Source organism: Variovorax sp. YR266 (genome assembly GCF_900107295.1).
Taxonomy (GTDB): domain Bacteria; phylum Pseudomonadota; class Gammaproteobacteria; order Burkholderiales; family Burkholderiaceae_C; genus Variovorax.
Genome location: NZ_FNPM01000003.1, coordinates 135,910 through 148,032 on the forward strand (window position 1 = coordinate 135,910; position 12,123 = coordinate 148,032).

Here is a 12,123-nt window from a genome sequence, read left to right on the forward strand (position 1 = left end):
GGAGGCGCGGCCCGCCTTGGGGCGGCCCGGCGGCAGCCGCCCGTTACCAGCCCAGGCCGAGGTGCAGCGGCAGGTACACCGCCATGCCGGCGAGCATGGTGCCCAGCACGCCACGCCGCCAGTAGAAGTAAGCCGCGCCAACGACCGCCGCATACAGGCGGGCGTCGTGCAGCGTGGTGATGAGGTGGCCCTGCGTCATGACGATCTCGGGCGCGATCACGCCCGCGAGCGCGGCGGCCGGCGCGTAGTGCAGCGCGCGGTGCGCCCACTCGGGCAGGCCCCAGGGCCGGTCGAGGATGAAGAAGAAGCAGCGCGTGAGCACGGTGACGAGCGCCAGCCCGACGATCACGCCCATGGTCCACCAGTCGGTGGTTGCCCCCGTTCCGCTCACTTGTCGTCCTCCGCCGTGGGGTCGAGGCCGAACTGCTTTTCGAGCCAGAAGCACAGCAGCACGGCCACGCCGATGGCGACCACGATGTTGAGCTTCAGCGGCAGCGAGTAAGCCGCGACGGCGGTGGCGCCGGCAATCAGCGCGGCCAGCACGCGCAGGCGCGTCGTTGCCATCGAGCAGACGATGGCCACCAGGCTCAGCACGCCCGCGAAGCTCAGGCCCCAGGTCTGCGGAATGAAGTTGGCCAGCGCCACGCCCAGCAGGCTCATGCCCATCCAGGCGCCCCACGTCACGAAGTAATTTCCGGTGAGGTAAGCCTCTTGCGCTTCCTGCTCGGCGATGGTCAGCGGCGGCTTCGGGTACTTCTTCGTGAAGAGCGCGTAGCTCATGTCGGCCGTGAGGTAGCCGTGCGTCATGCGGCGCCAGCGCGGCATGTGCATGAGGTAGGGCCGCAGATGCAGGCTGAACACCACGAAGCGCAGGTTGACGCAGAAGCCCGTCGCCAGGATCACCCAGGCGGGGGCGCCGGCAAACAGCAACGGAATGGCCGCGAGTTGCGAGCTGCCCGCGTAGACCAGCAGCGTCATCGCGAGCGCCTCGACCGTGCTCATGTTCGACTTGACCATGGCTACGCCGGTCATGAGGCCCCAGGCGCCGATGCCCATCGCCACCGGGGACATGTCGCGCATGCCGACGCGGAATTCAGGGCGGCTGCGGATGCTTTTCGAGAGAAACATCAGCCGAACACCTGCCCGGGCTTCAGGTCGAAGCCGCGCAGGAAATCGGCCACGGGCAGGCGCTTGCCGCCCGGACGCTGGAGTTCGGTGACGTTCACGACCGAGTCGGCTGCCGCGACGGCCACGCCGGCATCGCTGACGGCCAGGATCGTGCCCGGCGCGGCGGACGCCTCGGGCGAGCCTGCAGAGTGGGCGGCCCAGAGCTTGACGGTCTCGCCGTCGAGCGGGCTGTTGGCCCCCGGGAACGGGTCGAAGGCGCGAATGCGGCGCACGATGGCGTCGGCCGGCTGGGCCCAGTCGATCAGCGCTTCGTGCTTCTCGACCTTGTTGGCGTAGGTGACGCCTTCGGCGGGCTGCGGCGTGCGAGTGAGCGTGCCGATGCGCGACAGCGCCTCGACGATCATCTTTCCGCCCAGATCGGCCAGGCGGTCGTGCAGGCGTGCAGTGTTGTCGTCGCTGCCGATGTCGACGGCCTCGCGCAGCAGCATGTCGCCGGTGTCGAGGCCGGCGTCCATCTGCATGATGGTGATGCCGGTCTGGGCGTCGCCTGCCTCGATGGCACGGTGGATGGGCGCAGCGCCGCGCCAGCGCGGCAGCAGGCTGGCGTGGATGTTGAGGCAGCCGTGCGCCGGCAGGTCGAGCACCCACTGGGGCAGGATCAGGCCGTAGGCGGCGACCACCATCACGTCGGGCCTGGCGGCCAGCAGGGTGTCGCGTGCGGCCGAAGCCTCGTCGGGGTACTTGCCATCCAGTCGCAGGCTGCGCGGCTGGGCTACGGGCCAGTTGTTGGCAACGGCGCATTGCTTGACGGGGGAGGCCTGCAGCTTCATGCCGCGGCCGGCGGGGCGGTCGGGCTGGCTCATCACCAGCACGACGTCATGGCCGGCGGCGGCAATGGCTTCGAGGGCGACGCGCGCGAACTCGGGCGTGCCCGCAAAAACGACTCTGAGGCGGCTCAATCCCGGATCCGATCGAAATCGAGATCGTCCCCCGTGTGATAGCGCCGGACCACGCCGGTCGGATCGATGTAGATGTACAGCATGCGGCGCTCGTTCACGGCCTTGTAACGCCAGGTCCAGACCGCGCCGTCAAAGGAGCTGACACGGGTGATTTCATAGGGACGGCCGTAGAAGGCCATCACGTCGTTCTGGCGCCACTGGTTGACCTTGATGTCGTAGCCGAAGCGCGCTTCGCTGAGAACCTGCGTCACCGAGACGACCTTCCCCGAGGCGTCGACGTCGATGTCGGTGACTTCAAAGCCGGCCGGCATGCGCGAGTACTGCAGCCGCTCGCCACCACCGGTGAGCGGGTAGCGACCGGTGGGGGCGCCCAGGCGCTGCAGGGTGTCGGCGGCGGTGGCGCCGGGCTGGATGCGCGTGGGTTCGTTGGCGCAGCCGGCAATGAGCCCCAGCCCGGCGACCGCGAAGACCCCCAGTGCCGCAAGGGAGCCGAAGCGCCGTGCCGCCATGGGGTTCAAGCCCGTTCCCGCATGTCTTCGCGCTGTTGCTTCAGCAGCTTGCTCTTGATGCGATTGCGCTTCAGGGGGGAGAGGTATTCGACGAACACCTTGCCCAGCAGGTGGTCGAGTTCGTGCTGGATGCACACGGCCAGCAGGCCGTCGGCCTCGATGCTGCGCGATTCGCCGTTCTCGTCGAGCGCCTGCACCTTGACCGATGTCGAGCGCATCACACCGTCGTAGATGCCGGGCACCGAGAGGCAGCCTTCTTCGTTCAGCACCTTTTCGTCGCTGGCCCATGTGATTTCGGGGTTGATCAGCACGATCGGCTGGTTACGCTCCTCGGACACGTCGATGACGACGAGGCGCTCGTGCACGTCGACCTGGGTCGCTGCCAGGCCGATGCCGTTGGCGTCGTACATGGTTTCCAGCATGTCGGCGACCAGGGTCTTGATGCGTGCGTCGACGCCTTGCACCGGCTTGGCCACGGTGTGCAGGCGTTTGTCCGGGTAACTCAGAATGATTCGTTTGGCCATGAAATCGGGGGAAAGTTGTGGCTATTTTCGCCAATTCCGCGACGTGACGCGCCATCTGGCCCCGAAAACGTTGCCCTCCCAAGGGGTTCAGCGCAGAATTCGTAGCAAATTGTGAGATTCGTATGCGCAGCGATACGTCGCGCGCTCACCCATCCAGACATGAAAAAGCTCAGACTCACCGACCGCCAGCGCCCCTCCCTCCTTGCCACGCTGACAGCCCTGGCGGTGATCGGCAGTTGCGGCGCCACGACAGCCTGGGCTCAGAACTACCCCGTCACGCCGCAGCAGCGCGCCACCGCCCAGCAGACCGCCCAGGCCGGCGTGCCGCTGAACGAACTGTCGCCCAAGGCGCCCGACGAATACACCGTCAAGTCCGGCGACACGCTCTGGGCCATCTCGCGCCTCTACCTGCTGCACCCCTGGCGCTGGCCGGAGCTGTGGGGCATGAACATCAATGAAATCGCCAACCCGCACCGGATCTATCCGGGCCAGGTGCTCTACCTGGACAAGAGCGGTGGCCGCGCCCGCCTGACCACCCGCCGCGGCGGCTTCAGCGGCGACGGCGGAACCATCAAGCTGTCACCTCGCACCCGTTTCGACTCGCTGGCCGGCATGGCACTGCCCACGCTCAACCCGAGCATCATCGAGCCCTTCCTCAGCGAACCCATCGTGGTGGACGCCGGCACGCTGGAAAGCGCCCCGCGCATCGTCGCGGGCAACGACAGCCGCGTGCTGCTGTCGCGCGGCGACCGGGCCTATGCCCGCGGCAACGCCGAATCGCCGCTGGTCGAGGTGCCGGGCCCGGTGCAGAACTTCCGCATCTTCCGCAACGCCACGCCGCTGAAGGACCCGGGCACGGGCGAAATCCTCGGCTACGAGGCTCAGTACCTGGGCAAGGCCCGGCTGCAGCGCGGCGAATCGACCACCGTCGAAACGGTGGAAGACAAGGACGTCATCACCGTGGTGCCCGCCAGCATCGACATCATCGCGTCGCGCGAGGAAATGCGCGCCGGCGACCGCCTGCTGCCCGAGCCGCCGCGCCAGCTGCTGAGCTACGTGCCGCGCGCACCGTCGACGCAGGTCGACGGCCGCATCATCTCGGTCTATGGCAACGCGGTGCAGTTCGCGGCGCAGAACCAGGTGGTGGCCATCAACAAGGGCACGCGCGACGGCATCGACAACGGCCACGTGCTGGCCATCCTGAAGAACGGCGAGACCATCCTCGACCGCACCGGCGCCCGCAAGGAAACCATCAAGCTGCCGAACGAACGCATCGGCCTGCTGATGGTGTTCCGCACCTTCGAGAAGGTTTCGTACGCGCTGGTGCTCGAAATCAACGACACTCCGCGCGCCGGCGACTTCCTCGTCAATCCCTGACCTGCGACTCCGGCTTTCCTTCTCGACACTCGTTTGGAACGCGCAGAACTCGCAGGCTGGCTGCGACTTTCACTGACGCCCGGCATCGGTGACGGTGCCGCGCGCCGTTTGCTCGCGGCCTTTGGCCTGCCCGAGGGCGTCTTCGCGCAGCCGCATGCCGCGCTGCGCGAGGTCGTCTCTTATGCGCAGGCCGAGGCGCTGCTGCAACCGCCCGTGGGCTTGCAGACACAGATCGACCAGACCTGGCAGTGGCTCCACACGACCGACAACGGCGTCTCGCGCCGCGTCGTGACGCTGGGCGATGCCAGCTACCCGACCTCGCTGCTCGAAATGGCCGACCCGCCCTTGATGCTCTATGTAGTCGGCGCCGCCGGCTTCGCCCTCACGCAGCTCGGCCACAGCATCGCCGTGGTGGGCAGCCGCAATCCAACGCCGCAGGGCGCGACCAATGCGCGCAGCTTCGCTCGGGCGCTGGGCGAGGCGGGGCTGCCCGTGGTCTCAGGACTCGCGCTGGGCGTCGACGGCGCGGCGCACCAGGGCGCGCTCGATGCGGCCGGCGACGCCCCGCGGCTCGCGACGGTGGCCGTGGTGGGCACCGGGCTCGATCGCGTCTACCCCGCGCGGCACCGCGACCTGGCGCACCGCATCACGCTGCAGGGGCTGATCGTGAGCGAGCTGCCGCTGGGCACGCCGCCGCTCACGCAGAATTTTCCGAAGCGCAACCGGCTGATCGCCGGGCTGGCGCGCGGCACGCTGGTGGTCGAGGCGGCGCTGCAGTCGGGCTCGCTGATCACCGCGCGGCTCACGTCGGAGCAGGGCAAGGAAGTGTTCGCCATTCCGGGCTCGATCCATTCGCCGCAATCGCGCGGCTGCCATGCGCTGATCCGCCAGGGCGCGAAGCTGGTGGAGTCGGTGAGCGACATCCTCGAAGAACTTCCGCCCCTCGGGGCACCAGCTGCGGCCGCGCCCTCTGCCGGCAACGGGCACCCGGCCGCCACCACCGAAGACCCGCTGCTGGAGGCCCTCGGCTTCGACCCCGTCAGCCTCGACGCACTGAGCGCGCGCACCGGATGGAGTGCGGCCGCGCTGCAGGCGAAGATGCTCGAACTCGAGCTGGAAGGCCATATCTCACGCCTGCCGGGCGGACTCTTCCAGCGAGCGGCTTCCACCTAGTCTGGATTGCACGAACGTCGGCTATATTGGGCTCATGTTCGAAGTGCTTGTTTTTGTGTACGAAAACTATTGGCGCGGCGATGCCTGCCCAGAGCCGGAGCAACTGGGCCGCAAGCTCAGTGCACACGGCTTCGAGGCAGAAGAAATCCGCGAGGCCCTTCACTGGCTCGACGGCCTCAGCCTTGCAACCCAAGGCATGCAGATCGAACGCAGCGCCAACGACGAGGCCAGCGCCACGGTCATTCTTCGGGGCACACCCGAAGCGGCAATGCCCCAATCTGACGACGCGATGCGCGTCTATTCGCAGGCCGAGCAGGAACACCTTGGCGCCGAATGCCTCGGCTTCATCCGCTTTCTCGAATCGTCGAACGTGCTGCCCTGCGGCCTGCGCGAGATCGTCGTTGAGCGCGCAATGGCCGCGCCTGGCGACCCGGTGGCGCTCGACGAGCTGAAGATCATCGTGTTGATGGTGCACTGGAGCACCGGCATCGAGCCCGATGCGCTGGTGCTCGACGAACTGTGCGAAAGCCGCGAAGGCCGCACGGCTCACTGACCAGGCTCGCCGCTAGTTCAGCAGCCGCTCCGGGTTGGCATCCAGCTTCGCCAGCGCCTCGCGCGTGGCGCGCACCGTGAGCGTTTCTTCTTCCGCCGGCACCAGCAGGCCCGCCTGCAGGTAGGTTGCGAGCCGGCCGGCTTGAATGAGGAAGCTGCGCCCGTCCGACGTCGCGAACAGATGCAGCTGCTTGCGCTCGCTGCGCCAGACGAACTGCACCTGGCTCACGCGGTCGTTATGGTCGAGCATGAACCAGTTGCCCACCTGCAGCTCGTGCGCCCAGGCAATCATGTCCTCGGGCACCCTGGCGCCGGCGGCGTCCGGTATGACTTCGATCGACGCTGCATCCACGCCCAGCAGCAGTTCGATGCTGTGGGCATCGAGCGGCAGGTCGGCGGTGCCGCCCACGTCGCTCACGAAGTCCTCCAGGTGCGCCAGCCGCTCGGCCATCGCCTCGATCTTGGCCTGCGGAATGGCTTCGGTCTTCGACAGGAAGGCGTCGGACAGCGTGGCGCCGATGGTCTTGATGTGGGCTTCCTGCGGCTCGTCGACGATGCCCAGCAGCGCCATGCCCTGGCGCAGGCGCTGCAGCAGCTGCGGCAGGTCCTGGATGACGCGGGCGCGGTCGGTGCGGTTGGGCTTGGCGCTCGCGGCCCAGACCAGCTCGGAGGCCACGCGCTTGAGCATGACGGTCTGCTCGCCCTGCGCGCCATAGCGCAGCGCGGCAATGGCCAGCACCTCAGCCCAGATCTTGAAAAGGAACTCGCGGATCTCGTCGCGCACCGGCATGTCGTTGAGCATCTTGCGCAACTCGATGGTGTACTGGATCGCCATCGTTTCCTTCTGCTCGACCTGCTGCGCCACGCTCATCACGCGCTGCGTGGTGTCGCTCTGCGTCAGGTAGCGGTTGAGGAAGGCGACGAATTCGTCGAACACCAGCTTGAACACGCGCTGGCCGGTTTCGGGGTATTGCTCGATCACCTGCACCACGCGGCGGATCTCGCCTTCGAGCGCGCTGCCGGTGATGGCTGCCGCGTCGAAGCCCATGACGCACGAGCCCATGCGGTCGATCAGCATGCGGGCGGGGTGCTGCAGGGTGCCGAAGAACTCGGGCTCGGCAATGGCCACGCGCAGCACGGGCATCTGCAGGCGCGCAAACCACACGCGCGCCGAAAACGGAATTCGCTCCTCGGCAAGGATGGCCTGGAACATCAGCGCCACGATCTCGACCGTGGCCTTGTCGGCCGTGGTGGGCGCGCGTTTCTTGAGCTCGGTGCTGCGCCGGCGCAGGTCGACCGCCGTCTGCTGGATCAGCGTGGCCTGTTCGGCCGCGCCGTCCATGTACTGCGTGGCAGCCATCCGGTAGGCGACCTCGGCGTCAGCGATGGCACCGGCGAAGGTCCTGGAGAACACGCGGGGCGCCGCAATGCCGCCGCCCTGGCCCGGTTGGCCGCTGCCACCCGTGGCGCGCCCTTCCGCGCCCGCAGTCTGGAACTGTGCGGCGGAGCCGCCCGCCTCGCCGCCGATGCGCGCCGTCACGAAGCGCTTGAGGCTCAGCAGCGCGGTCTGCGCTCGCTGCCGCGCAATTGAGAGCGGCGAGCCGCCGGTGGTCGACGCGGGCGCCGCGGCCACGGTCGACGGCACGGATGCCTGCTGTCCTCCGAATCCATAACCAGGCCGCTGCGCGCTGTGGGGTCCGCCAGAGGACATGCCGCTGTCCACCGGCGCGGCGCCCGATCCACCACCGCTGCCACCGCCGCCCCCCGCACTGCCAGTGCGACGGACGAAGCTCTTGAGGTCGATCTCCTGCATCACGCCATTGGCGATCAGGTAAGCATTGGCACTCTCGTAGGCCTTGACGACCACCTCGACCAGACCCTGCTGCACCGTGTCCTGCACGCGGGTCCAGAGCCCGCGGCTCAGGCCGACCGCCAGCCATTGCTCGACCAGCAGCTTGGCCAGCGTCTCGGGCTTGAGCACGTCCTTGGCGTCGAGTTCGGTGGTGCCTTCGAGGTGCTGGATGCGCAAGCGCAGGTCGCTGAGTTCGAAGCTGGCCTTGTCGTGGATCAGCTGCGCGAGGCGCGAGGAGAGGATGTTGCTTTCCACCACTTCGTCGCCGATCAGCTCGAGCCGCAGCGCCGAAGGCAGCGTCGACGGACTGCCGGAGCCGGCGCCCAGCGCCTTGCGCCAGCCGGTCTGCGAGAGCGTCACCCACTGCGTGGCCTGTCCCTGGAAGGCGACGAAGTCGTCGCGGTTTTCCTGCATGGCGCGGGCGGTGCCGGCCTCGGAGGACAGCGACGTCAGCCGGTCCCGGATCGCGCGGGCCAGCGGCGCAATGGCGCCTTCCGTGGCCAATACGAAACGCTCACGCGTCTCGCGTGCGAGCTGCAGGGAAGAGGCGGACCGCGCAATGCTCATTGAAAAGTCGGAAAGGCCTGGGTGATCGATTCATCGGCAACAACCGCGAGCTTGCATCGGGAAGCGCTACCGCACAAGTGCGAAGAGTACCCGGCGTTGCCTGCGGACCGCGGTGGCAACACTGCCGCCACCGCTTTGTTGAACCCCGAAGTATCCGTCAGACCACGGCGCCGGCGTTCGGGTCGTCTTCGGACTCGCCGTCGCGCTTGGCCGGGCCGCCCTTGATCAGGTCTTCGCGCTTCACGCCGAGCCACATGGCGATTGCCGCCGCCACGAAGGCCGACGAGTAGATGCCAAAGCAGATGCCGATGGTCAGCGCCAGCGCAAAGTAGTGCAGGGTCGGGCCGCCGAAGAAGAACATCGACAGCACCACCAGCTGGGTGGAGCCGTGGGTGATGATGGTCCGGCTGATGGTCGAGGTGATCGCGTTGTCGATGATTTCGGTGGTCGACATCTTCCGGTAGCGGCGGAAGTTCTCGCGGATCCGGTCGAAGATCACGACCGACTCGTTCACCGAATACCCCAGCACCGCCAGCACCGCCGCCAGCACCGCCAGCGAGAACTCCCACTGGAAGAAGGCGAAGAAGCCGAGGATGATCACCACGTCGTGCAGGTTGGCCAGCACGGTAGCCAGCGCAAACTTCCATTCGAAGCGGAACGCCAGGTAGATCATGATGCCGACGACCACCATGGCCAGGGCCTTCAGGCCGTTGGTGGTGAGCTCATCGCCGACCTGCGGGCCGACGAATTCGTTGCTGCGCAGTTCCACCGTCGGCTCGGCCGCCTTCAGCGCGGTCATCACCTCGGCGCTCTGCTGGGCGGAAGTTGCGCCCTTCTTCACAGGCAGGCGGATCTGCACCGACTTGCCGAAGCTCTGCACCTGCACTTCGGTGTAGCCCAGCGTGCCGACGATTTCGCGGACCTTGCCGACATCGGCCGACTGCGTGTAGGCGACCTCCATCACCGTGCCGCCGGTGAATTCCACCGACAGGTGCAGCCCGCGGTGGAGCAGGAAGAACACCGCCAGCGCGAAGGTGACGAAGGAAACGATGTTCAGCACCAGCGCGTGGCGCATGAACGGGATGGTCTTGTGGATGCGGAAGAATTCCATGACTGTCTCTTCTGCCTCTTACTTCGTTTCGGCCACGGCAGCGCCGTCGGTCTTGGGGCGCCAGACCGTGCCGATGGACACCGTCTTGAGCTTCTTCTTCTGGCCGTACCAGAAGTTCACGAGGCCGCGCGAGAAGAACACCGCCGAGAACATCGAGGTGACGATGCCGATGCAGTGCACCACCGCGAAGCCGCGCACCGGGCCCGAGCCGAAGGCCAGCAGCGCGATGCCCGCGATCAGCGTGGTCACGTTGGAGTCGAGGATGGTGCCCCAGGCGCGTTCGTAGCCCGCATGAATGGCCGCCTGCGGCGACGCCCCGTTGCGAAGTTCTTCGCGCACGCGCTCGTTGATCAGCACGTTGGAGTCGATGGCCACGCCGATGGCAAGCGCCATGGCCGCGATGCCCGGCAGCGTGAGCGTGGCCTGCAGGATCGAGAGGATGGCCACCAGCAGCATCAGGTTGACGGCCAGCGCGATCGACGAGAACAGGCCGAACAGCGCGTAGTAGATGCACATGAACACCATGATCGCGGCGAAGCCGTACATCACGCTGTCGAAGCCTTTCTTGATGTTTTCGGCGCCCTGCGTCGGGCCGATGGTGCGTTCCTGGATGATTTCCATCGGCGCGGCCAGCGAGCCGGCGCGCAGCAGCAGCGCGAGGTCGTTGGCTTCGGCCACGGTCATCGAACCCGACACCTGGAAGCGGTTGCCCAGCTCGCCGTTGATCGACGGAGCCGTGAGCACTTCGCCCTTGCCCTTCTCGAAGATCAGCATGGCCATGCGCTTCTTGTAGTTCTCGCGGCTGACGTCACGCATGATGGTGCCGCCCTTGGAGTCCATGGTCAGGTCGACCTTGGGCTGGTTGCTCTGCTGGTCGAAGCCGGGCTGCGCGTCGGTGAGGTTCTCGCCGGTGACCAGCACCTGTTTCTTCACGATCACCGGACGGCCCGAGCGGTCGAGGAATTTCTCGGAGCCGAAGGGCACCGGGCCGCCATTCAGTTCGGCCGAGCGGCCTTCGGCGCTTTCGTCCACCAGGCGCATTTCGAGCGTGGCGGTGCGGCCGATGATCCGCTTGGCCTGGGCCGGGTCCTGCATGCCGGGCAGCTGCACGACGATGCGGTCGATGCCCTGCTGCTGGATCACCGGCTCGGCCACGCCGAGTTCGTTGATCCGGTTGTGCAGCGTCGTCACGTTCTGCTTGAGTGCCGCGTCCTGGATGCGGCGCGCGGCTTCGGGCTTGATGCTGGCCACGATGCGCCATTCGGAGCCCTGCTGGCTCTCGACCGTGGTGAGGTCGGGCATCTGGTCCTGGATCAGGCGCCGGGCGGTTTCCACGCTGTCGGCGTCGCGCAGCGTGATCTCGACGGTCTGGCCGTTGCGGTTCACGGCGCTGCCGCGAACCTTCTTTTCGCGCAGGCCCATGCGGATGTCGCCGGCGAAGGACTCGGCCTTCTTGTCGAGCACGCCGCGCATGTCGACCTGCAGCAGGAAGTCGACGCCGCCGCGCAGGTCGAGGCCCAGGTACATCGGGAAGGCGTGCAGCGCGGTCAGCCACGAGGGCGAGCGCGACACCAGGTTCAGCGCCACCACGTAGGAGGGGTCGTCCGCATCGGGCACCAGCGCCTGCTGCAGCGTGTCGCGTGCCTTGATCTGGTCGTCGGTGGTGGCAAAGCGCGCACGCACCGCGGTGGGTTCGAGGCTCAGCAGATCGGGCGTGAGGCCGGCCGTCTTGAGCAGGCCTTCGACCCTGGCCTGGGTAGCCGCGTCGATCTTGACGGTGGACTTGGCCGCCGACACCTGCACTGCAGGCGCCTCACCGAAGAAATTGGGCAGGGCGTAGACGAGTCCCACGAGCAACACGATCACGATGATCGCGTACTTCCAGACCGGGTAACGGTTCATGAGAGGGCGCTTTTTACAAGCTTTTCAGAAATGGAACACGGCGTGAAATGGGGCCCTGCGCCGCAAAGCGCAAGGCTCGGCTCACGCTTTTATTTGACGGCGCCCTTGGGCAGGACCTGCACGACGGCGCTGCGCTGGATCTTGATCTCGATGCCGTTGGCGATCTCGAGGCCGAGGTACTGGTCGCCCAGCGAGGTGATCTTGCCGAGCACGCCGCCGGCGGTGGCGACTTCGTCGCCCTTGGCCAGGGCTTCGATCATGGCGCGGGCTTCCTTCTGGCGCTTCATCTGGGGCCGGATCATGACGAAATACAGCACCACGAACATCAGCACCAGGGGCAGCATGCTGCCGAGGGAAGACAACATGTCACCGCCGCCGGCTGCAGCGGGCGCGGTCTGGGCGAAAGCAGAGGAAATGAACAAGAGAGTCTCCAGCAGAGGGAAGAGAAAACGAGAGGAGCGCGGACCGG

General features: G+C 67.1%; 12 protein-coding genes. 3 read left to right on the top strand and 9 right to left on the bottom strand.

Annotated elements, in window-relative coordinates; all coding sequences use genetic code 11:
* Positions 1-43: 43 nt before the first annotated feature.
* From BLW48_RS09815 to def, 5 genes are read right to left on the bottom strand one after another with little or no spacing between them, the layout of a single operon-like run.
* Positions 44-355 (bottom strand): AzlD domain-containing protein, encoded by a 312-nt coding sequence (locus tag BLW48_RS09815; protein WP_093055509.1) that lies wholly within the window; start codon positions 353-355, stop codon positions 44-46.
* 32 nt (positions 356-387) lie between these two features.
* The gene (locus BLW48_RS09820) at positions 388-1,128 is read right to left on the bottom strand and encodes an AzlC family ABC transporter permease (RefSeq protein ID WP_093174352.1); all 741 of its coding nucleotides are present in this window, start codon (positions 1,126-1,128) and stop codon (positions 388-390) included.
* A complete protein-coding gene (gene fmt, locus BLW48_RS09825; RefSeq protein ID WP_093174354.1) occupies positions 1,128-2,087 on the bottom strand; it encodes a methionyl-tRNA formyltransferase in 960 nt (319 codons plus the stop codon). Before fmt ends, BLW48_RS09820 begins: the two co-directional genes overlap by 1 nt.
* The gene (locus BLW48_RS09830) at positions 2,084-2,596 is read right to left on the bottom strand and encodes a hypothetical protein (protein WP_093174356.1); all 513 of its coding nucleotides are present in this window, start codon (positions 2,594-2,596) and stop codon (positions 2,084-2,086) included. Before BLW48_RS09830 ends, fmt begins: the two co-directional genes overlap by 4 nt.
* A gap of 5 nt (positions 2,597-2,601) precedes the next feature.
* On the bottom strand, positions 2,602-3,120 hold the full coding sequence (gene def / locus BLW48_RS09835) for a peptide deformylase (protein ID WP_093055375.1): 519 nt from the start codon (positions 3,118-3,120) through the stop codon (positions 2,602-2,604).
* Positions 3,121-3,279: 159 nt separating this feature from the next.
* On the opposite strand from def, the gene BLW48_RS09840 reads away from it, so the two are divergent.
* From BLW48_RS09840 to BLW48_RS09850, 3 genes are read left to right on the top strand one after another with little or no spacing between them, the layout of a single operon-like run.
* Complete coding sequence (locus tag BLW48_RS09840; RefSeq protein WP_093055373.1) at positions 3,280-4,497, top strand: LysM peptidoglycan-binding domain-containing protein; 1,218 nt, start codon at positions 3,280-3,282, stop codon at positions 4,495-4,497.
* A 33-nt stretch (positions 4,498-4,530) separates the two neighbouring features.
* Entirely contained in the window at positions 4,531-5,670 is a 1,140-nt protein-coding gene (gene dprA / locus BLW48_RS09845; RefSeq protein WP_093174358.1) for a DNA-processing protein DprA, read from the top strand.
* A 34-nt stretch (positions 5,671-5,704) separates the two neighbouring features.
* Positions 5,705-6,223 (top strand): Smg family protein, encoded by a 519-nt coding sequence (locus BLW48_RS09850; protein WP_093055369.1) that lies wholly within the window; start codon positions 5,705-5,707, stop codon positions 6,221-6,223.
* Positions 6,224-6,235: 12 nt separating this feature from the next.
* On the opposite strand, the gene BLW48_RS09855 is transcribed toward BLW48_RS09850, so the two are convergent.
* From BLW48_RS09855 to yajC, 4 genes are all read right to left on the bottom strand, one after another.
* Entirely contained in the window at positions 6,236-8,641 is a 2,406-nt protein-coding gene (locus BLW48_RS09855) for a DUF1631 family protein (RefSeq protein ID WP_093076210.1), read from the bottom strand.
* A 157-nt stretch (positions 8,642-8,798) separates the two neighbouring features.
* A complete protein-coding gene (gene secF, locus BLW48_RS09860; RefSeq protein ID WP_093055365.1) occupies positions 8,799-9,752 on the bottom strand; it encodes a protein translocase subunit SecF in 954 nt (317 codons plus the stop codon).
* A gap of 18 nt (positions 9,753-9,770) precedes the next feature.
* Entirely contained in the window at positions 9,771-11,654 is a 1,884-nt protein-coding gene (gene secD, locus BLW48_RS09865) for a protein translocase subunit SecD (RefSeq protein ID WP_093055363.1), read from the bottom strand.
* A gap of 89 nt (positions 11,655-11,743) precedes the next feature.
* Complete coding sequence (gene yajC / locus BLW48_RS09870) at positions 11,744-12,076, bottom strand: preprotein translocase subunit YajC (protein WP_013544185.1); 333 nt, start codon at positions 12,074-12,076, stop codon at positions 11,744-11,746.
* Between the last annotated feature and the right edge of the window lie 47 nt (positions 12,077-12,123).

Bases quoted from the DNA above. Each gene is read 5' to 3' on its own strand.
- BLW48_RS09840 (WP_093055373.1), top strand. From the start codon at position 3,280: ATGAAAAAGCTCAGACTCACCGACCGCCAGCGCCCCTCCCTCCTTGCC.
- def (WP_093055375.1), bottom strand. From the start codon at position 3,120: ATGGCCAAACGAATCATTCTGAGTTACCCGGACAAACGCCTGCACACC.
- BLW48_RS09830 (WP_093174356.1), bottom strand. From the start codon at position 2,596: ATGGCGGCACGGCGCTTCGGCTCCCTTGCGGCACTGGGGGTCTTCGCG.
- BLW48_RS09850 (WP_093055369.1), top strand. From the start codon at position 5,705: ATGTTCGAAGTGCTTGTTTTTGTGTACGAAAACTATTGGCGCGGCGAT.
- BLW48_RS09855 (WP_093076210.1), bottom strand. From the start codon at position 8,641: ATGAGCATTGCGCGGTCCGCCTCTTCCCTGCAGCTCGCACGCGAGACG.
- secD (WP_093055363.1), bottom strand. From the start codon at position 11,654: ATGAACCGTTACCCGGTCTGGAAGTACGCGATCATCGTGATCGTGTTG.
- BLW48_RS09815 (WP_093055509.1), bottom strand. From the start codon at position 355: ATGGGCGTGATCGTCGGGCTGGCGCTCGTCACCGTGCTCACGCGCTGC.
- BLW48_RS09820 (WP_093174352.1), bottom strand. From the start codon at position 1,128: ATGTTTCTCTCGAAAAGCATCCGCAGCCGCCCTGAATTCCGCGTCGGC.
- secF (WP_093055365.1), bottom strand. From the start codon at position 9,752: ATGGAATTCTTCCGCATCCACAAGACCATCCCGTTCATGCGCCACGCG.